Here is a 24428-nt window from a genome sequence, read left to right on the forward strand (position 1 = left end):
ATATGGACAATCCTCAGTATCTAAAGAAGATCTTCCTAATCGGCTATTCCGGACATGCCTATGTGGTGTTGGATAGTATATCGGAGCAAGGCTTGACTGTAGGGGGTTATTTTGCGAAGGATTATAACGTAGACAATCCATATGAACTTGACTTTTTTGGAGATGAAATGGCAGAAGATGTCGGTCAGATTTTGACAAATCATTACATTTTTCCCTGTATTGGAGACAATAAGGTCAGGGAAAGAGTTATTGGCTTTATTGCTAGCAAAGGTTTTTCACAATTGGCAATTATCGATAAAACTGCCTTGGTTTCCGAAAAAGTAACTATCGGACTTTCCACTTTTGTTGGAAAGAATGCATGCATAAATTCGCTGGTAAAGATTGGTAAAGGAGTCATCATCAACACAGGCGCCATCATCGAACATGAATGTTTGATCGGAGATTTTTCGCATGTCGCTCCCAATGCTACCTTGGCTGGAAACGTAACTTTGGGCAAGAGAGTCTTTTTTGGTGTTGGGGCAGTCGCAAAGCAGGGAATTACTATAGGCGACAACAGTGTCATCGGTGCAGGTTCAGTGGTGATTTCGGACATTCCTGCCAACGAGGTATGGGCAGGGAATCCGGCGAGGAAGATGAAGGAATTAGGCTAATGAAGTTGGGAACAGGATTCTCGGGCTTTTTGAAGAATAAAAAGTTTGAGTTTGATAATTTAATATTATTAGTTTTTAATTTTATTGCTTGACAGGTTCATTTTTTATTCCTAGTTATATAGAATTAAAAGTTGGAAAAAGATTACATTAAGAATATTTTTACTGTTGCTGGGGGCGTGTTTATGTCCCAAATACTTACGATATTAATTTCGCCAATACTTACAAGGATATTTTCATCTGAGAGTTTTGGAATAATTGCTGTTTTTTTGGCTATTGTGAATGTTTTAACTGTCATTGCAACATTTAGAATTGAAAATATTTTATTCTTGCCTGATACCAAAGAAGAGGCTTTTTCTTTGTTAAACCTTCTTATTAAAACAGTAATAATTTTTTCGATCATTTTTTGCTTAGCTAGTTTCTTTTTGCCTCTTCAATTTTCGATTTTATTGTTTGGTAAAGACCAAAGTCATTGGTTTTATTGGATACCCCTTCTAGTAGTTTTAAATGGATTATTTTACGGTTTTAGAAACTGGTTACAAAGCATAAAAAAATATAGAACAACCACTTTTTGGGGAATAGTTAAGTCAATTATTTTAAATGGAATATTACTCATTGGAGGTTATTTTTCTTCATCTCCTGAAATATTTTTAATTGCGAATATCATAGCTCAAACAATTGAAACTGGTTTTTTATTTATCCAAGTTATAAAAAACGAAGGTTCAAATTTCTCAATTCGTCCAAGGCATGAATTCAATCAATTATTTTTTAAGTACAAAAATTTCCCCAAGTATGCGTTACCAGCTGATTTATTGAATGTTTATGCGAATCAAAACCCCATAGTATTATTGGCTTATTTTTTTAATTCTGGTACAGTTGGTTTTTTTTCATTGACCCAAAGGGTTATTGGTATTCCTATCAAATTAGTCACTTCTTCTACTTCTGAGGTTTTTAAACAAAAAGCATCAGAGGAGTATAATTTGAAAGGGAATTGCAAAAAATCTTTTTTTGATACTTTTTCATTCCTTTTAACGGTATCAATACTTCCAACAATAATAATTGTTGCATTTTCACCTTTTTTGTTTGAATTGGTTTTCGGACCGGAGTGGATTGAAGCAGGGGTCTATGCTAGGTATTTATCAATTATGTTTTTTTTTAGATTTTGTATTAGCCCTCTGGGTTTTACTTTGATGATTTCCCAAAAACAGAAGTGGAATTTAATTTGGCAATCTTTTTTATTAATTGTCACTAGTTTGGGGATTTATACCGGGGTAATTTTTGATTCTCCAAGAGTAAGTATACTATCTTTTTCGATAGTATATAGTTTTATGTATTTGATTTATTTTTTTATTTCCTTGAGGGCGGCTAAAGGGTTCAAAGAAAAATGAAAAGCAATTTTTGGAATAATAAAGTATACATAGAAAATTTCATATTAGTATGTCTAATTGTATTTAAAAGCACCCAAGCTTCCGTTCTTGCCATTGCACCTGAGACAACAATAATTGTTTTAATCTACTCAGGATGGATTTTTTATAAAAGAAGAATCAAGATTGACCAGTTTATTCTTGTACTTGTAGGATTATATTTCGCATTGAATTTATTTTATTATATAAGTTTTGGGAGTAATAATTTTTTCCTCAGCTTTTATATTTTACTTAAAATGCTGTATGCTTACATCACAATAAAAATTGTAAGAGAAAGTTTCTTTGCTATTTATGAAAAATTAATCTATTTCCTTGTTCTTGTTAGCCTTCCACTATTTCTATTTCAACTTATTAATTATGAACTTCTATTCAAAATTGTAGGTGTTTTACAGAATAATATTTCAATTCTTGAATATCGAAATGATAGATTAGCGAATATTTTCATTTTTACTCTTGAAAGTAATGGCTCTCTAACAAGGAATTCAGGATTTGCTTGGGAACCTAAAGGATTTTCAAATTTTTTATTGATTGCTATCTTGATAAATTTGGTGTCGAATAGATTTTCAATAAACAAAAGGCTAATTGTTTTTTATTTGGCTATTGTTACCACTTTATCAACTACAGGGTTCTTAGTCGCATTTGTTATTTTTCCTATATTTTTTGTTTTGAATACAAAGAGTAAAAAAATAGTGTTCTATTTTCTGTTTTTTTCTGCTTTGGCCATTTATGTTTTAAGTCTTGAAATTGGTTATGAAAAAATAAAGAGAGAAATTGATGGAAGGGATAGGTATATAGAGTTATTGGAAGACACAAGAGAGTTTGAGACTCGATCTCTCGGTCGTTTTCCTTCTTTTATTCTAGATTTCAATGACTTTTTAAAAAGGCCTGTCTTTGGTTATGGATTTAACAGAGAAGAAAGGACTCAAAGTGAATATACCAAACTTGTAAGGGTAAATGGGGTGTCTGATATTTTAGCTGTTTATGGGATAGTGGGATTTTCAATCATTTTTTATTTTACATATAAGAGTTTTAGTTCCTATTTGAAAATTTATAATTCAAGGGGCAGTTATTTGATTTTATCTATGGTAGGAGTAATTTATTTTGCTTCAGCCTTAACCTCACACCCTTTTTGGATGATCTTTTATTTTTTATTTTCTATTAATTTAAGGTCTTATAATTTAAAATGTCTTTACGAATTAATTATTCATGAAAAGAGTCTTAATAGTATCAAACTCGAATTTAAAGAACGACCCGAGACCGTATAGGCAAATCTCAGAATTGAAAAAAAAATTCTATATAAGTTCCTTAGGATTATCACCATCTGGACTTGAAAATGAATTCTTTCAACTTAAAAAAAGATCAATCCATAGGGAGATTTTCCATTTATTTTTCCTAAAAATGGGGTTGGACAGATTCTATTTTTGGGACAATCAAGTTTTAGAGGTTTTAAAAAAAATAGATGATCTTGAATTTGACTTGATTATTATAAACGAGATCAAATCTGCTCCGCTTCTAAAGAGATTAAAGAAGAGTAGAACCAAGATAATTTTGGATGCTCATGAATACAGTCCTGAAAATTTCGAGGATGATTGGCTTTGGAGATTTTTATATAAAAAATACTACCAGAGGCTTTGCGATAGATATCTTAATCAATTTGACATTATTACTACTGTCTCAGTTGGAATCGCCAATTTATATAAATTAAATTATGATGTAGATCCTATTGTAGTTAAAAGCGCATCAGAATATTACGAAAAACTTGAGCCACAGCCTGTAGGTGAAAAAATAAAAATCATACATCATGGAATAGTTAGTTCTTCAAGGAGCTTGGAATTGTTGATTCAAATAGCTCGTGAATTAGGAGATGGTTATGAATTATATCTAATGTTGGTTTATCGAAGTAGCACCAAGCATATTTTTAGGGATTTAATAAGCAAATCAAAAGATTTGAACAACGTGAAATTTTTAACTCCGGTTAAGCGAGAACAGATAATTGAATTTTGTAATCAATTTGATATAGGGATTATATTTTTCCCTCCCAAAAATTCAAATCTAAAACATGCATTACCAAATAAATTTTTTGAAATGATCCAATCAAGACTTGTTTTATCCGTAGGGCCTGACGAAGAGATGTCCGGAATTGTAAAAGATTATTCTTTGGGCGTTGTTTCTGAATCTTGGGATCCGAAAGTAATGGCAAGAAGTATCTCAGGACTAAATAAGGATCAAATTTTCAAACTAAAGCTAAACGTTCATGATTCATCAAAGTATCTATCTTCGGACGGTGAAATGGAAAAATTCAATAATGCTATTGAAAGTTTAATTTCCAAATAGTGAAATCCATCCACATCGACATCATTCATCCTGCGAATGTGCATTATTTCAAGCATGCGATTTCTAATTGGAAAGCAATGGGTTATGAGCTTATCATTACCTGCAGAAATAAAGAAATTACTTATGAATTATTGGATTTGGAAGGCTTGGATTATGTTCCAATGGGAAAGAATCCAAAGTCCGTTTTGGGGAAATTCCTGTTTCTGTTTAAATGTGAATGGAATATATTTAAGCTTTACCTAAAGAAAAGACCTGAAATTGCTTTAAGTTTTGCAGCTTCCTATGTGGCCCATATGTCATGGATTTTTAGGTTGCCCCACATTTCTTTTGATGATACAGAGCATGCCTGGTTGAACAGAAAACTTTATCTGCCATTTACTGACCTTGTCCTTAATCCTGAAAGTTACCTTCTCGATTTGGGACCCAAGCAATTCAAATTTAAAGGGCATATGGAGCTTTTTTACCTGAACAAGAAATATTTTAAACCTGATGCCGGCATCTTTTCTGAATTGGGGATCAATGAAAATTCACCTTTCATATTCCTGAGGTTTGTGTCTTGGGGAGCCTTGCATGACCAAGGGCAAATGGGTTTTTCCGACGGATATAAAATGGATTTGGTCAAAAAGCTGAGTTTGGATTACAGAGTTTTTATTTCTTCTGAGGGGGTTTTACCTCCTGAACTTCAGCCTTTTCAAATAAGAATTAAACCTGACAGAGTTCATCATGTTTTATATTATGCCTCATTGTTTATAGGTGAGGGTGCCACAATGGCTTCTGAATGTGCTGCTTTGGGTACCCCTGCCATTTATGTGAACTCACTTGACGCGGGTACTTTGCAAAGACAGGAATCAGATGGATTGATAATCAATAAGCGATATCAAGATGGTACACTTGAAAAAGCATATGAAATTTTAAATGATGAACAAGCCAAAATCCGATTGAAAGAAAAAGTAAAAGCATTAGATCAGGAAAGGTATAACCTGACCGATTTTTTAACCTGGTTGGTGACAGAATATCCTGAATCCAAGAAAAAATTGCTTCTTGGAGAAGTTGATCCCAAAACCAAATTTTAGAGCATATGTGCGGCATCTTTGGTCTATTCATCAATCCTGGATCTGATTTTTCTGAGAGCGATATCAGGAAACTGACTTCAAAACTTGCCCTTTTGAGCGAGTCAAGGGGAAAAGATTCCTCAGGAATGGCATTTGTCAACCAAGAAAGCAGGCAAATCGAGGTGACCAAAGGGGATGTCAGAATCAGAAAATTGATTTCGACCAAGCCATTCAAAACTTCCCTTTCAGATTCATTGGAGAGATACAGGAGCCTTCATGGCTCTTTTTCGGTTTTTGGCCATGCGAGATTGGTCACCAACGGGTCACAGTTGAAGGAGGAAAACAACCAACCTGTCATCAAAGATGGTAATCTTCTCATCCACAACGGCATTATTGTCAATGCTGATTCACTTTGGGAAAAGTACAAGGAATTGAAACGGGAGTTTAAAATCGATTCGGAGATTATCCTCGCTCTTTTGCATCAAGCAATTTTGCAAAACCCAAGTGATTTGGGATTGGCCATCAGAAATTCCCTTTCCCAATTGGAAGGCACTTATTCCATTCTGGCTTTTATACCGCGGATTGGGAAATACATTTTAGCCACCAATACCGGTTCCCTGTATTGCCTTACTGACAGCAAAAAATTCCTGATTTTTGGTTCAGAAGCATATTATCTGGAGAGTTTGATAAAATACCTGCCTTCAAAAATATCAGAATCAGCCAAGCTAGCAATTACGAAAATCAATCCCGGTGAAGTATTGCTTTTTAGCATACCTGATTTGGAATTAGAAAAGCTTGATTTTGGTAAAGAACCAAAAAAGAAGATCAAATCTGAAGAAAATCTTCCTTACATGGTCACCGTATCAACGGTCAAAAACCCTGATTTTGGAAAGGAAATCGTCATCGAGCCGGAGCTAAATTTCAATAGAAATAGGGAAAGGCACCTGTTTGGATTATTGGAAAATCAGTCTGAAAAGATCGAAAAGATAAAAAGGTGTAGCAGGTGTGTCTTGCCCGAAACGTTTCCTTTCATAGATTTTGATCAGGCGGGAGTTTGCAATTACTGCAGAAACCACAAACCCAAGCCCAAAGCAAATAATCAGGAATACTTGCGACAGCTTCTTGAGCCCTATAAAAGCAATTCTTCTAAACCTGATTGCATTGTTCCTTTTAGTGGAGGGAGAGACAGTACTTTTGCCTTGCATATGGTCAAAAAAGAGCTTGGAATGAATCCCATTGCATTTACTTATGATTGGGGGATGGTCACCGATCTGGCAAGGAGAAACATATCAAGGGTTTGTGGGAAGCTCGGGGTGGAAAATATTGTGGTGGCGGCTGACATACATTGGAAGCGGAAAAACATCAGAAAAAACATAGAGGCTTGGCTGCGCAAACCTGCCTTGGGAATGATTCCTCTTTTTATGGCCGGTGACAAATACTTCTTTTATTATACAGACAGGCTCAAAAAGCAAACAGGTATCAACCTGAATATCTGGGGAGTCAATCATCTTGAAAATACTGATTTCAAGGTGGGTTTTGCAGGATTGAAACCGGAGTTTGAAAAACAGCGGATATTTTCCCTTTCTGCTTTCAACCAATTGAAGCTTTTTGGGTTTGTTGGAAAGGAAGTTCTTTCAAATCCAACATATCTCAACCAATCCGTTTTGGATAGTCTTGGCTCTTTTGCGGTAAGGTATTTGGCCCCCAAAAAGGACTATATTCAATTATTTGATTACTATCCTTGGGATGAAAATGAGATAAACAAACTGATTTTGTCAGAATATGATTGGGAAAAATCCCCCGATACCAATTCCACTTGGAGGATAGGGGATGGTACGGCGGGTTTTTATAATTATATCTACCATACTGTTGCGGGTTTTTCGGAGGTCGACACTTTCAGGTCAAACCAAATACGGGAAGGAATGATCACAAGAGAAGATGCATTGAAACTTGTCTATGAAGAGAACAAGCCTAGATTCGAAACTATCCGTTGGTATCTTGAGATAGTAGGCATTGATTTTCAGGAAGCAATCCAAAAAATCAATGGCATTCCAAAGCTATTTTGAGTGAATTATCAATAAATTGCGAATTGATTGACCTATTAATTTGTCAATTCTTTTCTGGTCAAAAAGAGTATTTTAAGTCAAATGAGTTTCAACGCATATCCGGATTCAGAAATTTTACCACAATCGGAGCTCCTTCCGGAAAGAAAGGAACTTTTTGAGCTTCCAATTAAGGCCAGGTTTTTTATCCAAAAACATGTTGAGAAATCGGATTCCAAGATACTGTATCTCAATGATCAAAAGGCCCTTTTTTCGCCCAATTCATCCACATTCTCATGTCTTGTGAGTCAATTAAGGCTGAATGATTATCCATATTGTGACCAATTTTTGTCAGCAGCCAATCAATCACTTTCAATTGGAGGTTTGTTGATAGGATCTGTGGAGACATATACCAACAGGAAAATTCAGATAAAGTCAAAGTACCCTGCTTTTCTTGGCAATTTAGCGTACAATTGGGATTCCGTTCTCCATCGGTTTATCCCGAAAATGCCAATTACTGGTAGAATTTACCGAATGGCGTACAAGGGAAAAAGTAATTTGATGTCTGAGGTGGAGGCATTGGGTCGGATATATGCATCCGGTTTTGAAATGATCGATCAGCAAGAAATAGGAGATAGGTTATATTTTGTAGCAAAAAAAATAATCAATCCATCCAAAAATGCCCATCCTACATTTTGGCCTATCGTCAGACTTAAAAGGATTGGAATAGGAGGGAAGGAGTTTGCTGTGTACAAATTGAGGACAATGTATCCTTATTCTGAATACCTTCAGGATATGGTTTACCAAAAGAACAACCTTTCGGAAGGAGGAAAGTTTAAAGATGATTTCAGGATTTCAAGCTTGGGGAGGTTTTTACGGAAATTCTGGTTAGACGAAATTCCAATGATTTGGAACCTAATTAAGGGAGAAATAAAAATCGTTGGAGTCAGACCATTGAGCAAGCAATACTTTAACCTTTATCACAGCGAGTTAAAGGAAAAAAGGATCCATTTTAAACCCGGGTTGATTCCTCCTTATTATGCTGATATGCCAAATACTTTGGAGGAAATCATGGAGTCCGAAATGCGGTATCTGGAGGCATATTCCAAATCGCCGGTATATACCGACCTCAGCTATTTTTTCAAGATTTTGAAAAACATTCTTTTCAAAGGAGCTAGGAGTAGGTAGGCAGTATTCAGTAGGCAGTCGCGGTGGTCAGTATCCAGTGAAATCAGTCGCAGTAAGAAAGTTGGCAGAAGAGGTTTTTAGGGGAAGTAATCCGTGTTAGTAGCCAAGTTGGTACTAATCTTTCAATCTTTTCTTAATCTTAAAACTTTTGAACTTCCCCAACTTTCTAATTTTTCAACTTTACAATCTTTTTAGACCGGTTCCACCAGAATCTCAAAATCATCAAAAAATGCCTCCCCTTTTGTCCCCGGCATCATTACTGCAAAGGGTAAAATAAATATTGTCTTTCGGGTAAAATTGGGGAGTCTCAATTCCAAAACATGGTTCTCTAATTTCCCATTTACCGGATTAGGTTCTGTGGTTAAGGTGTGAGATTCATTTGTAGTAGCTCCAGTTGTACCGATCTTGGTATCGTAAACTCTCATGGCGATAGCTACTCCGGGCCCTTCAAGGTTTTCAGCGTTGACTTTTGTTCGCAAAATTACCGTGGCACCTTCAGGAATATTGGGTACTTCTAACTCTTTATAAATGTAACCATTATTTTGGCCTGTACCTGAAGATGAAATCCCCAAATACGTGGTGCTGAATGAATTTGGATGAATTCCTCTTGAAACTTGGTATCTACCATTGTCATTAGAAAATCTCCACATAGGGTCAGATAAATCGTTTTTGAAAAAAACAGGATTTTCTGCAAAATTTTGCCCGAAATCAATGCACTGTTCATTGGCTGCTAACCTGTCAAAAAGTTCGTCTAAATAATATTCTCTGAGTTCAGGTTCATTTTCCTTATAGATAAAGAATTGATTGAAGTCATCAGTCATCATTGACAATGGTTTGCCATTACACATCAGGGCATTATCATGTAATAAACCTAGAAATGCATGCCCCATCTCATGGAAAAAAAGATTTTCTCTTTCAATATCTGTTTTTTTGGCCCAATCACAATGGCCGGGAGATTTTGAAATTTGTATGGTTCTTTTACCGGAAACAGGGTGTTTAATTATTCCAAGTCCACAATATTCAGATCCATCCGCCATCGTAAGTTTATCCACATAGACAAGGTCTAAATTGGAAAAATCAAAATTATAGCCTCTAAGTTTGGCTTCTGCTTCAAATTTGTCTAGAAAAATTTTTAGATCGGGAAACTCCTCCTTAGTTATTTCAGGGACATTATCCTCAGACTGATTACAGGCCTGAAAGCCTAATAGTACTACCAAAATTAAAACGAGTTTGAAAGAATATCTCATGGCTAACGGGTTTTATGGTAAATAATACTATGTCGTACGGTCAAGTTTGAATTAGAGTTTTAAAAATAGCTTTTATGGAATTAAAAAAAATCCCGTAACCCAAATTTTATTTGGATGACGGGATTTTTTTTGACTTTGAAGCTTTAAAACAAATGTTAGGACAATTTCGCCAGAGATTCTTCTAAAGCTTTGATTTTTGATTCGGCATCTGCGAGTTTTTTCCTTTCCACCTCGATTACTTGAGGAGGAGCACCTGCCACAAAACGTTCATTGCTGAGTTTTTTTAGTACAGTATTCAAAAACCCTTTGGTATATTCCAATTCCTTTTGAAGCGTTTCTTTTTCTTTCTCCACATCCAATTTATCCCCCATCGGAATAAAACACTCATCGGCCTTCACCACAAAACTCATGGCATTGTCCACTTTTTCGCCAAAAGAAAGCTCGGATAAGTTTGCCAATTTTTTCAATACGGCTTCGAAATTCCTATAAATCTCTCCTTGCTTGGTATTGACGGTAAGGGAAAAAGCTTCTTTTGGAGAAATTCCCTTTGAAGCCCTGGTATTTCGGATTTGGGAAACTACCTCAAAAATTTGAGATGCTTCGGCAATGATTTTGAAATCAAAGCTTTTCGGTTTTGGCCAAGCGGTGATGATAAGGGCCTCTTCTTTTTTCCGATCCTTGATTTGATGCCAAAGTTCCTCGGTTAGGAATGGCATGAAAGGATGGAGAATTTTGAGAATATCTTCAAAGAAAACGATCGTCTTGTCGAAGGTTTTTTGGTCTATCGGCTGCTGGTAAGCAGGTTTGATCATCTCGAGGTACCAAGAACAGAAGTCATCCCATACAAGCTTATAAGTTGCCATCAGTGCATCTGAGATCCTGAACTTCTGGAAGTGTTCCTCGATTTCGGTCAAAGCTTCATTGAACCTGTTTTCAAACCAAATTATAGCTGCCTCATTTTCATTTCCATCAAGTTTGGGATCAATTTCCCATCCCTGTACCAATCTGTAAGCATTCCATATTTTATTGGAAAAATTCCTACCCTGTTCCACCAGTTTTTCATCAAAAGGCAGGTCATTTCCTGCAGGAGAGCTAAACAGCATTCCTGACCGTACTCCATCAGCGCCAAAGGTTTTGATCAATTCGAGTGGATCCGGGGAATTCCCTAGAGACTTTGACATTTTCCTACCGAGTTTGTCCCGCACGATTCCGGTCAGGTAGACATTACTGAAAGGTTTTTCTCCCGTGTATTCATATCCCGCAATGATCATACGTGCTACCCAAAAGAATAAAATTTCTGGGGCAGTTACCAAGTCATTGGTAGGGTAGTAGTATTTCAGGTCTTCATTTTTCTCGCCTGTGGAAAATATATCAGTATCGAAAACCGAAATCGGCCAAAGCCATGAAGAAAACCATGTGTCCAAAACGTCCTCATCTTGCTTCAGGTCTTCCAAAGAATAATAGCTCTTGAATTTTTCATTTGCCAATTTTAGTGCTTCCTCTTTTGTTTTGGCAACCACATATTCGCCATTTGGAAGGTAAAATGCAGGTATTTGATGTCCCCACCACAATTGACGGGAGATACACCAATCCCGGACATTTTCCATCCAGGACCGGTACATATTTTTGAATTTGGGAGGATGGAGTTGGATAATGTCATCCATCACCGAACTGAGGGCAGGTTTGGTGATATCTTCCATTCTCAAAAACCATTGTAGGGAGAGCTTTGGCTCCACCACAGCATTGGTTCTTTCTGAGTGACCTACATTAGACTTATAGTCCTCGATTTTATCCAATTGAGCCGCTTCATCGAGAAGTTTGGCCATTTTTTTTCTTGCGATAAACCTATCTTCTCCGATGAGAATCTGCGCTTTTTCATTCAAAGTCCCATCGTCATTCAGGATATCTATGACAGGTAGTTTGTGTTTGATCCCTAATTCATAATCATTGATATCATGGGCCGGAGTGACTTTCAGGCAGCCTGTACCAAATTCCATATCAACATAATCATCCTCGATAATTGGGATGGCACGGTTGATCAAAGGGATGATGGCTTTTTTTCCTTTTAGATGAGAAAATCTTGGATCATTGGGATTGATGCAGATTGCGACATCGGCCATGATAGTCTCAGGTCTTGTAGTAGCGATGGTCAGGAATTGATCTTGAGCGCCTTCGATGCGGTAATTGATATAATAAAGCTTCGAGGCAATTTCTTTCATGATTACCTCATCATCAGAAAGGGCTGTTTTTCCCTGCGGATCCCAATTGACCATGCGGATGCCCCGATAGATTTTTCCTTTTTTGTGCAAATCCACAAAAACCGAAATCACAGCATCACTAAGGTCGGCATCCATGGTGAATTTGGTTCGGTCCCAATCGCAGGAAGCTCCCAATTTCTTCAGTTGTTCCAGGATGATACCGCCATATTTTTCTTTCCACTCCATGGCATACCTGAGGAATTCCTCCCTGGAGATGTTTTTTTTGTCAATGCCTCTTTCTTTAAGCATGGCTACGACTTTGGCTTCCGTAGCGATGGAAGCATGGTCAGTCCCGGGAACCCAACAGGCGTTTTTGCCTTCCATGCGGGCTTTTCGGATCAATACATCCTGAATCGTATTGTTGAGCATGTGTCCCATGTGCAGCACTCCGGTGACGTTTGGCGGAGGGATGACAATGGTATATGGCTCTTTGCTGTGGTCTACTTTGGAGGAGAAAAATTTGTTTTCCATCCAATAGGCATACCATTTTGACTCGGTTGCTTCAGGACTGTATTTGGTAGCTAATGACATAATTGATTTTGAGCTTAAAACTTCAAGGCGCAAAATTAAGAGAATTTCTCTATGTCAGTCATGAAATCCGGATAAAGACACTTTGTAGGAATCAAAAAAAATAGGGCAATTTTCGAAAAAAGAATCCAAAACAGCCGGATTGAATCTTTGGCTGTTTTGGATTGAATTTAAATTGAATGGTTATTTATGCCTAAATGGCAATAATTACCATTCAACTGTAACATTTTTAGTTTGCCCATCTGAGTCAATTGAGGAACTTCCTTTTTTCCAACAGGAATTAGGGAAAGTAAACGAAACGTTTGGATAAAATTCCCATTCTATTTTATAAAGCCTAGATCCATCCGCGGAGGCTGGAGTGTTGTTATAAAGGGATTCCCAATATGTGCCTTTTGAGTCGGATTTTCCGGAACCTGAAGGAATACCAATCGATGTTGTTTTAAACTGTTTAGTTTGCGGGCTATACCAATATCCCTTTAGAGTTCCACGGAATCCTGTGATGCCTGTTGAATTGGCACATGCGCCTTTTGGAGCGTATACCCTGAGTCTAAAGTTCCCTGTTGGAGGAGGGGTAGAAGGGTTCGCATTCGAGGAACCTCCGCAGGAATAGGTGCTTACTTTGGTGTAAAGGACATCTTCATGGGAATTTGAAGCCTGAGAGGGTACCCGGACAATGAGTTCAGTGCTGCTTTTAAATATCAGCGGAAAAACAATTGTATTGTTGCTGACAACAAAAGTCATCGAAGGTGTGGATGAATTGAATGTCCCAACTGTTTCTGTTCCGTTTGTACATACTTTAGCTGTCGAGCCTCCGAGGGAAACGAGAGTATTTGTTCCATCAGACCTTTTCCAATAGCTAGTACCGGCCGGGGCGGCAGTTCCACTTCCACTACCTCCAGAATTTCCTGAGTTGAACACGCCATATTTGTCCCCAAAATAGCTTGTAGATCCTGGTGATTCTTTCCCATTAGGGCTATAGTAAATCCCTAATTCGTCAATAGTATAGCCAAGGTCTTTGCAGCGTTGGCCTTCACTAGAATGAGTTTCATAAGATCCCCAATTTTTATAACCGAAGGTTTGACCTGGGAAAGTATTTCCTTCAGTACAATAACAATACGGTTTCCCATCACCATTGAAATCCTGGTGATATACCTCTGTAGTTTCCCACAATAATTCGTCTGATTCTTCTTGGCAACCAAAAGCAAAAAATGCTGCAACCAAAAAGATTAAAATAGGTTGAATTTTCATTATAAATTAAATAGTTAAGGGTGATTAATAAGGTCAAATATATTACTGGAATTCGAAAAAGTAAACCTTAAGACCCAGTACTTTATATTTTAATTATTTTGTAATGTATTATAAATCAGTTGTATATAAATAAAAATGTTAGTTTTATCATAAAAAATGCGATTGGTTCATTAAAATCATCATTTGGAGAAAAAATAAAAAAAAGGGCAAAATCTTGTAATAATTTTTTCCTAAATTCTTTTCAAAACAAAAAAACCGGAGAATTATCCCCGGTTTTATGATCACTTTTAAAGCTATGAAATTTTATTTTTTGATGACTGAAAAGTCAAAAGTCTCCAAAAATTTGGTGGTATAATTACCATTTCGGAATTCAAAATCATCCAACAAGGCGATATGGAAAGGTATAGTGGTCTTGATGCCATCAATGACAAATTCTTCCAATGCCCTTTTCATTCTGACGATTACCTCTTCTCTTGATTGGCCGCTTACGATAAGCTTTGCAATCATGGAGTCATAATTTGGCGGAATAACATACCCTGCATAGACGTGGCTATCCACCCTGACACCTCTTCCTCCTGGCATGTGAAGGTTCAATATTTTACCGGGACTAGGTCTAAAACCATTGGCTGGATCTTCAGCGTTGATCCGGCACTCCATGGCATAAAGCTTAGGAAAGTAATTTTTACCGGAAATTTTCTCACCTGCTGCAACTTTGATTTGTTCTTTGATCAAGTCAAAATCAGTTACTTCTTCAGTTATAGGATGCTCTACCTGAATTCGGGTATTCATTTCCATGAAATAGAAGTTGCGGTGCTTGTCCACCAAAAACTCCACAGTACCGGCACCTTCATAGGCTATGGCTTCGGCACCTTTGACAGCAGCTTTTCCCATGGCTTCCCTGAGTTCGTCTGTCATGAAAGGAGAGGGAGTTTCCTCTACTAATTTTTGGTGTCTTCTCTGGATTGAACAATCCCTCTCGGACAAATGGCACGCTTTTCCTGTGCTGTCGCCTACAATTTGGATTTCAATATGTCTTGGTTCCTCTACGTATTTTTCGAGGTATAGCGCATCATTTCCAAAAGCAGCACCTGATTCCTGACGTGCATCATCCCATGATTTTTTGAATTCTCCTTCATTTCGAACTATCCTCATTCCACGTCCACCGCCGCCGGCGGTTGCTTTAAGGATAACGGGATAACCCATTTCTTTGGCAATTTTAATTCCTTGCTCTATCGAATCCAATAATCCTTCAGAACCAGGTATTGTTGGTACGCCAGCTTCTTTCATGGTAGCTTTGGCTGTAGCCTTGTCTCCCATTTTATTGATCATTTCAGGGCTTGCTCCGATAAATTTGATTCCATACTCTTCACAGATTCTGGAAAATTCAGCATTTTCAGATAGGAAACCATATCCCGGGTGAATGGCGTCAGCATTTGTGATTTCCGCAGCGGCGATGATTCTGGGAATATTGAGGTAAGATTCCCTACTTGGAGGAGGACCTATGCAAACAGCTTCGTCTGCAAAGCGAACATGAAGGCTGTCTTTATCAGCTGTAGAATATACAGCGACGGTTTTGATGCCCATCTCCTTGCAGGTTCTGATTACCCTAAGGGCAATTTCTCCTCGGTTGGCTATTAATATTTTTTTAAACACAATTAATTCAGGTTAGTGAAACAAAAATCATCCCGCAGGATCAACTAGGAAAAGTGGCTGGTCGTATTCAACCGGGGTGGCGTTATCCACCAAGATTTTTACAATCTTTCCCGAAACTTCAGATTCGATTTCATTGAAAAGTTTCATGGCTTCGATAATGCATACAGTCTGACCCGAAGACACTGAATCACCCACGGATACAAATGGATCTGCATCAGGATTGGATGTACGGTAGAAAGTTCCGATCATCGGTGATTTTATCTCAATCAAACGGGAAGTGTCTTCCTTGACAGGAGCAGCTATAGGTGCCGCGGCTTGTGCTGAAGACATAGGGGCAGGGTGTGCTACCTGAGCGGGAGCAGCAGGAGCAGCCTCAAACTTTACAGCAGGAGCTTCAGAATATTTTTTGATAGAAAGTTTAAACTCTTCTGTTTCAATTTTCACCTCGGCTAAGCCGGAATTTGAAATAAAATCTATTAAATCCTGGATTTCTTTTGCTTTCATGATATGTCTTTTTGTTAAAACCCGCTTCTTTTTCGGGTTAATGGTTGATGTTGTATAAAAACAAAGAAGCTATGTAATTTAGGTAAATCACATAGCTTATTAAAATTATTTTACTCTTTCGGAATAAGAGCCGTCTCTAGTATCTACTTTGATCATGATGTCTTGTTCAACAAACAAGGGAACCATCACCACAGCGCCTGTTTCCAAAGTTGCAGGCTTGGAAGCATTTGTCGCAGTATCTCCTTTGATGCCCGGTTCTGTATAGGTAATCATCAACTCTACAAAAGGAGGGAGTTCCACCGAAATAGGTGTCTCTGTTTCTGCATGTACCAAAATGTCTACAGTCTGGCCTTCTTTGAGAAGCTTTGGTCTTTCGATGAGTTTTTCTTGAATGGAGATTTGCTCGAAAGTTTCGGTATCCATGAAATTATAACCCAAGTCATCTTGGTAGATAAACTGATGTGGTCTTTTTTCAACCCTTGCAGTGGTTACTTTTTCACCTGCTGTATAGGTTTTGTCCAAAACTTTTCCTGAAGTAAGGCTTTTCAGTTTGGTTCTGACGAAAGCTCCTCCTTTTCCTGGTTTGACATGTTGAAAATCCACAATTGTGTAGATGTCATTATTCATCTCCAGACACAATCCGGTTTTGAAATCTGCGGTACTTGCCATTATTATATTTTGGTTTTTTTGTTATTCGTTATTTTGGGTCATATCCCCATTTCAGGTAAATAGAACCCCACGTAAATCCGCCTCCAAACGCGGCCAAGATGATGTTATCACCTTTTTTTAGTCTGGATTCATAATCCCATAAACACAATGGAAGTGTTCCTGCGGTTGTATTTCCGTATTTTTCAATATTGAGCATTACTTTATCGGGACCGATACCCATTCTGTTGGCTGTGGCATCGATGATTCGCTTATTTGCCTGATGTGGTACTAGCCATGAGACATCCTCTGCAGTGAGGTTATTTCTTTCCATGATTTCGGCACTGACTTCTGCCATATTGGTAACGGCAAATTTGAATACTGAAGCACCTTCTTGGAATGCATAATGCTCTCGGGCTGCGACAGTCTCCATGGTAGCAGGTTTACGGCTACCTCCGGCTTTCATATGAAGATATGGTGCCCCGGAACCATCGGAGTGTAGGAGTGAATCCATGACACCGACGTCTTCCGTTGTTGGTTCTAATAGGACAGCACCTCCACCGTCACCGAATATGATGCAGGTTGCACGGTCTTGATAATCTATGATGGAAGACATTTTATCTGCACCAATGATGATTACCTTCTTATGCATACCTGTTTCGATAAACTGGCTTCCTATTGTCAATGCATATAGAAATCCAGAACAGGCTGCCGATATATCAAAACTATAACTGTTTACAGCACCCACTCCATCCGCTATGATATTGGCAGTAGCAGGGAAAGGCATGTCAGGAGTGACCGTGGCACAAATAATCAAGTCTATGTCCTCTGGATTTGTGTTGGTTTTTTTCAAAAGTCCTTTGACAGCGTTGATTCCGATGACAGAAGTCCCCTTGTCCTCACCTTTGAGTATCCTTCTTTCTTTGATCCCTGTCCTTGTGACTATCCATTCATCATTGGTATCCACCATGGTTTCCAATTCACGGTTGGTCAAGATATAATCAGGTACCCAACCTTGGACCCCCGTAATGACTGCTCTGGTTTTTTTCATTCAAATTTTGTTTGAGGCCCTAATGTAGGAGGAATAATCCTAATATATCAGGCTTTGATGTGGTAATGGAATTTGACCTTGAGGAGATTTTCAGATTTCCATTCAAGGCGACAAAATTATCTAAAATGTGCTTTTCCACCAAAGGTTTTTGGTTTTAGAATAGCAGCATTGACAAATAGACCCTTTGGGGCTTTTCAAAATGGATTTTCTTGAAAATAAAAATCCATCCCGAACAGCTCCGGGATGGATTTTATCAAATGGAAATTTCTATGATAGTTATGCAAGAACTTCTTTCTCCATGATAACCTGTCCTTTGTAGTACAGTTTGCCATCAAGCCAAAACGCTCTATGAGGTAAATGAAATTCGCCTGTGGTAGGGCATTGTGCAAGACCTGGAGCTGTCAACTTATAGTGAGTTCTTCTTTTGTCTCTTCTGGTTTTCGAAATTTTTCGTTTAGGATGTGCCATCTCTATACTATTTTAGATTATTCTTTTTTCTTTAATTTATTTAATATTTCCCATCTGGGATCTGCCGGTTTTTCTTCTTGAATTTCTTCATCTGAATTACCGGATTCTATTTCATCATCTTCATCAGAAAGATAAATTAAACTTCCTTCCTCATCGAAATCATCCTCATCTGTTTCATCCATGTAATCAGGATGGATTTTTTTGGCAGGAATAGCCAAAAGGATGAATTCATAAATCAGTTGGGCGACGTTGATACTCGGAGTATCTTTGGTAATCATGAAGACGTCTTCACTGATTTCCTGTACCATCGGACCATATTTGTAAATGACTTTTTCGGTCAATTCCAAAGGATGGTCAAATTCCTCCAAGCTCCTGTCACAAGTCAATCCCACTGTGCCATTGATGACAAAATCCACTTCCATGACGGAAACAGTTTTATTCACATTGATCGAAACAGTGATGTTGGCTCCGTTGACCCAATCTTCAGCTTCATTATACTTGAAGAACTCATCATTGACTTCAAAAGTAAAAGAATGCTTTCCATCCTTTAATTTGATGATATCAATATCGTAGTTTCTTAAGAATTTCACGAACCTCCTGCTATTTCAAGACCGCAAATTTAGGGAAATGCTTTAGAAAAATAAAATTTGGTGTAAAATTATTTTGGCAAGCATGAAAGATAAAGGATGAAGGATGGTTTTTCTATGCTTTTGTTTCAAGTTTTATCTTACAAATCATTCTTTTTCAAACTGTTACAATTCTCCTTCTTCCTCCCAGTTTCCATTGTGTCTGATGATATCATAGGCCTGTAAAATTGCTGCCCTCATGGAACCCTCATCAGCAACATTTTTTCCTGCAATATTGTAAGCTGTGCCGTGGTCTGGTGATGTTCGGATTACAGGAAGACCAGCCGTAAAATTCACCCCTGTTTCAAATGCCTGTGATTTGAACGGTATAAGGCCTTGATCGTGATACATGGCTAGAATTCCATCAAATTTCTTTTGGTGCATCATTCCAAAAAAACCATCTGCTGAATATGGGCCAAAAACCAAATGACCTTTGTCTTTGTATTCTTTAATCAGGGGCTTGATTATGTTTTCTTCCTCATCACCCAAGAGTCCATCTTCTCCTGCATGTGGATTAAGACCCAATACGGCAATTTTTGGCTTTGCTATTCCGAAGTCATCCTTTAGGGATTTCATCATGATATTAAGCTTGGATTTTATTTTTTCGGGAGTGACGTTCTTGGATACATCCTTTAGGGGAATATGTCCGGTCACCAAACCTACCCGAATCCCTTCGGCTACCAAAAACATAAGGCTGTCTTTACTTCCAAAAGCTTCAGTCAAATATTCAGTATGTCCAACAAACTTCTTTTCGGGACTGTTGATGTTGTTTTTATTCAAAGGTGCAGTGACCAAAGCCTCAATTTTATTGTCCTTTAGGTCTTTAATGGCATGGTCAAGGGCTGCAAGTGCAAGTTTTCCAGCTTCGTTGGTTTCCATTCCGGGTAATACCTCAGGACTTTCCTCTAAGACATTGATGACATTGATTTTTTTGTGGTGGACTTCATCAATGCTTTTTATCTGCATAAAGTTAAAATCCTCTATACCGAGATGTTTTCTGTAAAAAGTAAGCGCTTTGCCATGGGCATAAATCACGGGAGTGACCAGTTTGATCAGTCTGTTGTCTAAAAGTGCTTTGATAGTGACTTCAGCACCTACCCCGTTAATGTCTCCGATACTGATGCCAATGACCGGTTTGTTTTTTCTTTGGTTCATTAAAATTTATCGACTACTGATGGTTATTGATTTAGATTTATTGTGTTCAAAACTCCGGGATTTCCTTTTTTTGGAGAAAATGAATACTTCCAAAGTGAGAAAAAGCACCGCAATGCCTTTTTAAATAATAGTAGGGCTTTGTGATAATTCTCTTATTTTTGACACGCAATTTAGATAAAATAATTAGAGTATACCGCATGGAAAAGGTCAAACCCAAAAAACACCTTGGACAGCATTTCCTGATAGATTTGGGAATTGCCGAGAATATTGCCAAGGCCATTACGGGTCATGGAGCCATCACCAAAGTCCTTGAGATTGGACCTGGAATGGGGGTGCTGACTGATTTCCTTTTAAAGGAGAAATGGGACCTTTACCTTGTCGACATCGACAGGGAATCGATCAAATACCTAAGAGAGAAGTATCCTGATCTTGGTGAAAAGATCATTGAAGCTGATTTTTTGAGAAAGGATTTTGCGTCACTTATGCGGGACCCTTATGCTATTATCGGGAACTTTCCATATAACATTTCCTCACAGATACTTTTCAATGTATTGGACCAAAGAAATCAAGTGACAGAGGTAGTTTGTATGTTGCAAAAAGAAGTGGCCCAAAGGATAGCTTCTCCAAAAGGAAACAAAGATTATGGGATTTTATCCGTTTTGTTGCAGGCGTTTTATGATATTGAATATTTGTTTTCGGTACCTCCCGGGGTATTCAATCCTCCACCAAGAGTAAATTCAGGGGTGATCAGATTGAAAAGAAATCAGGTGAACAAATTGGAGTGTGATGAAAAACTGTTTTTCAGGGTCGTGAAGCAAGGTTTTGGAACAAGGAGAAAGACATTGAGAAATTGTCTAAAATCTTTAGGCATTTCTGAGGAACTTAGCAAAGATCCCATCATGGACAAAAGGGCAGAGCAGTTGGATGTGCAGGAATTTATCGGTTTAACGCTTAAAATACAGGAATCTTGGAACCAATAAAATCATTTGAACTTTCCAAAGAATATCTGGAAAGCCTTCAGGACAGTATTGAAATCCAAAACAACAGTTTCATCATTGAGTCCTTTGAAGGGGCTAATGTAGCGGATATCGCCTCCTTATTGGATGAACTCAATATGGATGAGGCGATCTATGTTTTGAGGTTACTTCCGGCAACTACTGCAGCTGATATTTTGATAGAGTTGGATGAAGATTCTTTGATTCAGGTAATCCGAGAATTGGAAACTACCGAATTGGCAGGTTTGATCGATCAAATGGAATCTGATGATGCCGCCGATATCCTTATCCTAATGCCTACAAAGGACAGGGAAGATGTCATCAGTCACCTACAAGAAAAAGAGAAATCGGCCAATATTCTGGACCTCCTTCGCTATGATGAAGATTCAGCTGGTGGTCTGATGGCCAAAGAATTTATTAGGGCAAACAAAAACTGGAATGTAGTCCAGACTATAGAAGAAATCAGAAGGCAGGCTGAAAAAGTAGAGAAAATCTATTCCATTTATGTGGTGGACAACAGGCAACATCTTTTGGGTAGGGTTTCACTTAAAAAGATCATCCTTGCTTCTTCAGATACCAAAATTTCTGATATCTATGAGCCGGAATTGATTTCCATCCCTACCCATATGGAGGGGGAGGAAGTTGCTGAAATTATGAGAAAATATGACCTTGAATCAGTTCCTGTGGTAAATGCAAAAAACCGGCTTGTCGGCAGGATTACAGTGGATGATATTTTGGATTTGATAAGAGAGCAATCTGAAGAGGACATACAGGCTATGACAGGTATCTCGGCAGATGTGGAGGAATCGGATTCCATCTTTAGGATTTCTAAAGCACGTTTGCCATGGCTGTTGATCGGGGTTATCGGAGGATTAATGGGAGCAAAGATCATCGGGTTTTTTGAAGTCGGCCTCAGCAAATATATTGCATTGGCTTCCTTTATCCCCTTGGTGGCGGCTACGGGAGGAAATGTCGGTATCCAGTCTTCCTCATTGGTCGTGCAGTCTTTGGCATCCAAATCTGTTTTTGATGATACTCCATGGCAGCGTTTTATCAAAGGATTGTTGATTGCTTTAGTCAATGGCGTTGTTTTGGCTACTTTTGTGTTTTTGGTTGTTGTTTTCATATATGGTTTTGAAAGTATTTTTGGATTTACGATTGGCCTTGCAATGTTTTGTGTTGTTTTGCTTTCGTCTTTTATGGGGACCGTCACTCCTTTGGTTTTGGATAGGTTTGGAATCAATCCGGCCATTGCTTCTGGTCCATTTATCACTACTGCCAATGACCTCTTAGGTCTATCGGTTTATTTTGGTGTGGCGATGCTTTTGTTAAAGTTATAAACGGATTTTGGTCAAGAATTTCAAGGTTTTTACAAATTTTCTTGACACAATTTCGCTGAATAAATAATTTCGTCCGTACCCAAAATAACCTGTATCTATGTTAAATTCGATTTTCAAAACCACGCTCATTTTATTTGCTGTGGCAACTTTTTCCTGTCAATCTAACGAACCTTTGACAGAAGTATATATGCCTAAGTTTTTTGCTGACCACATGGTTTTACAAAGAAATCAACCCATAAGAGTTTGGGGGGACGGCACTCCCGGCAAAAGAGTGCTTGCCAAATTCAATAATCAGGAAAAGGAAACGGAGATTGACGATGCGGGTTTTTGGATGGTAGAATTCGATCCCATGCCTGCCTCAGGACCATTCGAACTAGATGTTAACGGAAAAAAAATCCGGGATGTGCAGGTCGGTGATGTGTGGGTAGCCGGTGGCCAGTCCAATATGGAGTGGGTGATGAGTGCACAGGTGGAAGGGCTTCAGGAAGAAATTGCAGACAGTGATTATTCCCTGATCCGATTTTTCAAAATCCCCCATGATTATGATGCCGTCAAAAAAAATGATGTCAGAGGAGGGGAATGGAGAATGGCTAATGCGGACAATATCCTCAATTTTTCCGCTGTAGCTTGGTTTTTTGCAAAGAGAAATCATCTTGAAAAAGGAGTTCCGATCGGGATCATTGAAAGCAATTGGGGCGGAACACCCGCAGAAGGTTGGACGGCCTCGAGCAAATTGATTGATTTCCCGCCGTATTCTGAAAAAGCAAAAGATGTCGAAGAAAGAAAAGAATATTGGATCCAAGAAGTAATCGATAACAAGCTTAGGGAATTAAAAAGAAATGAACTTGTCGCTGCCCCACAAAACGGTGAAATCAAAGGAGTCGTCAATACCAATTTCGATGACAGCGATTGGCAGACTGTTAACCTTCCCAGAGACAATCCTTTCTCTGACATAGCTTGGTTTCGAAAGAAGTTCACTTTGACAGAAACCGAAAATATCACTTTAAACCTTGGTGATATCCAACAAATGGCCTATATCTACCTCAATGGTGGCAGACTCTTAGTAAAAGATTATGGAGATGCGGTAAAGGAATTTACTCTCCCAGCCGGAATGCTAGTCAAAGGAGAAAATTTATTGGTTGTGAGGATCGTCAATACTTGGAACAATTCACCTGTTTTGGGCAAAAGCGGTGAGTTTTTTATCAAATCACGAGGGAAGAAAATATCCCTTGAGGGAGAGTGGAAATATAACAATAAAGTGGAGGAGGAAATACCAAAGGTAGAATGGTACAATTGGCTTCCTGGGATGATGTATAACGCCATGATTGCTCCTATTGTGAAATATCCAATAAAGGGTGTGATTTGGTATCAGGGAGAAAGTAATGCCGGAGAACATCAATACTACAAACAGTTATTTGGCACAATGATTCAAAACTGGAGAGAAGCCTGGGGAATCGGTGATTTTCCTTTTCTATTTGTTCAATTAGCCAATTTTATGGAAAGGAAGGATGTTCAGCCGGATTCTGATTGGGCATTTTTGAGAGAGGCTCAAACCCAAATTTTAGAACTGCCAAACACTGGAATGGCTGTTACCATCGATGTGGGGAATGCTGGAGATATCCATCCCAGAAACAAAAAAGATGTGGGTCATAGACTGTGGCAGGCTGCCAAAAAAGTGGCTTATGAAGAAGAAGTAGTTCATGCAGGTCCTACTGTTTCCAAAGCCGAAAAGAAAGGTGACAAAGTAATCATCACTTTTGATTTTGTTGGGGATAGTTTGAAATTGACTTCAGGAACTGAAGTATTGGGCTTTATTCTTAAAGGGGAAGATGGGGATTTTGAATCGGCAAAAGGAAATATCATTGGTCCAAACCAGGTAGAGGTGTATAATGCCGCAATCAAAAACCCGACCGAAATCAGGTATGCTTGGGCCGACAATCCCGAAGTCAATTTATACAATAGTCTCGACTTGCCTGCAGTGCCTTTTAGACAAAAGATTCAGTAAATTCCTGAAGACTTCGAA

Annotated in this window: 20 protein-coding genes; 10 read left to right on the top strand and 10 right to left on the bottom strand. The window is 38.3% G+C overall.

What is annotated here, in order from left to right; all coding sequences use genetic code 11:
- Positions 1-2 precede the first annotated feature (2 nt).
- From NU887_RS06950 to NU887_RS06980, 7 genes are all read left to right on the top strand, one after another.
- Positions 3-650, top strand: a complete 648-nt coding sequence (locus NU887_RS06950) for an acetyltransferase (RefSeq protein ID WP_258422649.1) — start codon at positions 3-5, stop codon at positions 648-650.
- A 131-nt stretch (positions 651-781) separates the two neighbouring features.
- A complete protein-coding gene (locus NU887_RS06955) occupies positions 782-2035 on the top strand; it encodes a lipopolysaccharide biosynthesis protein (RefSeq protein WP_258422650.1) in 1254 nt (417 codons plus the stop codon).
- A complete protein-coding gene (locus NU887_RS06960) occupies positions 2032-3336 on the top strand; it encodes an O-antigen ligase family protein (protein WP_258422651.1) in 1305 nt (434 codons plus the stop codon). The genes NU887_RS06955 and NU887_RS06960 overlap by 4 nt, the downstream gene beginning before the upstream one ends.
- A gap of 13 nt (positions 3337-3349) precedes the next feature.
- Positions 3350-4405 (top strand): glycosyltransferase family protein, encoded by a 1056-nt coding sequence (locus NU887_RS06965; RefSeq protein ID WP_258422652.1) that lies wholly within the window; start codon positions 3350-3352, stop codon positions 4403-4405.
- On the top strand, positions 4405-5478 hold the full coding sequence (locus NU887_RS06970; protein ID WP_258422653.1) for a DUF354 domain-containing protein: 1074 nt from the start codon (positions 4405-4407) through the stop codon (positions 5476-5478). The genes NU887_RS06965 and NU887_RS06970 overlap by 1 nt, the downstream gene beginning before the upstream one ends.
- A 5-nt stretch (positions 5479-5483) precedes the next feature.
- Complete coding sequence (locus tag NU887_RS06975) at positions 5484-7523, top strand: hypothetical protein (RefSeq protein ID WP_258422654.1); 2040 nt, start codon at positions 5484-5486, stop codon at positions 7521-7523.
- Between the two features lie 81 nt (positions 7524-7604).
- Complete coding sequence (locus tag NU887_RS06980) at positions 7605-8687, top strand: sugar transferase (protein ID WP_258422655.1); 1083 nt, start codon at positions 7605-7607, stop codon at positions 8685-8687.
- A gap of 191 nt (positions 8688-8878) precedes the next feature.
- Here NU887_RS06980 and NU887_RS06985 read toward each other — a convergent pair whose 3' ends face one another.
- The 10 genes from NU887_RS06985 to pdxA form a co-directional block, all read right to left on the bottom strand.
- Positions 8879-9934 carry a hypothetical protein gene (locus tag NU887_RS06985; protein ID WP_258422656.1) on the bottom strand — a complete coding sequence of 352 codons (1056 nt, stop codon included), beginning with the start codon at positions 9932-9934 and terminating at the stop codon, positions 8879-8881.
- Between the two features lie 155 nt (positions 9935-10089).
- A complete protein-coding gene (locus tag NU887_RS06990; protein ID WP_258422657.1) occupies positions 10090-12723 on the bottom strand; it encodes a valine--tRNA ligase in 2634 nt (877 codons plus the stop codon).
- Positions 12724-12927: 204 nt separating this feature from the next.
- Complete coding sequence (locus NU887_RS06995; RefSeq protein ID WP_258422658.1) at positions 12928-13968, bottom strand: hypothetical protein; 1041 nt, start codon at positions 13966-13968, stop codon at positions 12928-12930.
- A 303-nt stretch (positions 13969-14271) separates the two neighbouring features.
- Complete coding sequence (gene accC, locus NU887_RS07000) at positions 14272-15621, bottom strand: acetyl-CoA carboxylase biotin carboxylase subunit (RefSeq protein ID WP_258422659.1); 1350 nt, start codon at positions 15619-15621, stop codon at positions 14272-14274.
- A 27-nt stretch (positions 15622-15648) separates the two neighbouring features.
- The gene (gene accB, locus NU887_RS07005; protein ID WP_258422660.1) at positions 15649-16125 is read right to left on the bottom strand and encodes an acetyl-CoA carboxylase biotin carboxyl carrier protein; all 477 of its coding nucleotides are present in this window, start codon (positions 16123-16125) and stop codon (positions 15649-15651) included.
- 105 nt (positions 16126-16230) lie between these two features.
- Positions 16231-16794 carry an elongation factor P gene (gene efp, locus NU887_RS07010; protein ID WP_258422661.1) on the bottom strand — a complete coding sequence of 188 codons (564 nt, stop codon included), beginning with the start codon at positions 16792-16794 and terminating at the stop codon, positions 16231-16233.
- A 28-nt stretch (positions 16795-16822) separates the two neighbouring features.
- Entirely contained in the window at positions 16823-17821 is a 999-nt protein-coding gene (locus NU887_RS07015; protein ID WP_258422662.1) for a beta-ketoacyl-ACP synthase III, read from the bottom strand.
- Between the two features lie 276 nt (positions 17822-18097).
- Positions 18098-18289 (bottom strand): 50S ribosomal protein L32, encoded by a 192-nt coding sequence (gene rpmF, locus NU887_RS07020; RefSeq protein ID WP_113922858.1) that lies wholly within the window; start codon positions 18287-18289, stop codon positions 18098-18100.
- A 17-nt stretch (positions 18290-18306) separates the two neighbouring features.
- Positions 18307-18879, bottom strand: a complete 573-nt coding sequence (locus NU887_RS07025) for a YceD family protein (protein WP_258422663.1) — start codon at positions 18877-18879, stop codon at positions 18307-18309.
- Positions 18880-19041: 162 nt separating this feature from the next.
- Positions 19042-20070, bottom strand: coding sequence for a 4-hydroxythreonine-4-phosphate dehydrogenase PdxA (pdxA, locus tag NU887_RS07030; RefSeq protein ID WP_258422664.1), 1029 nt, complete (start codon positions 20068-20070; stop codon positions 19042-19044).
- A gap of 197 nt (positions 20071-20267) precedes the next feature.
- Here pdxA and rsmA point away from each other — a divergent pair, with 197 nt between their 5' ends.
- The 3 genes from rsmA (at position 20268) to NU887_RS07045 (ending at position 24410) form a co-directional block, all read left to right on the top strand.
- Entirely contained in the window at positions 20268-21050 is a 783-nt protein-coding gene (rsmA, locus tag NU887_RS07035; protein ID WP_258422665.1) for a 16S rRNA (adenine(1518)-N(6)/adenine(1519)-N(6))-dimethyltransferase RsmA, read from the top strand.
- Entirely contained in the window at positions 21038-22405 is a 1368-nt protein-coding gene (mgtE, locus tag NU887_RS07040) for a magnesium transporter (RefSeq protein ID WP_258422666.1), read from the top strand. The genes rsmA and mgtE overlap by 13 nt, the downstream gene beginning before the upstream one ends.
- 97 nt (positions 22406-22502) lie before the next feature.
- The gene (locus NU887_RS07045) at positions 22503-24410 is read left to right on the top strand and encodes a sialate O-acetylesterase (protein ID WP_258422667.1); all 1908 of its coding nucleotides are present in this window, start codon (positions 22503-22505) and stop codon (positions 24408-24410) included.
- Positions 24411-24428 lie beyond the last annotated feature (18 nt).

It is taken from the genome of Aquiflexum gelatinilyticum, from assembly GCF_024741135.1.
GTDB classification, from domain to species: domain Bacteria; phylum Bacteroidota; class Bacteroidia; order Cytophagales; family Cyclobacteriaceae; genus Cognataquiflexum; species Cognataquiflexum gelatinilyticum.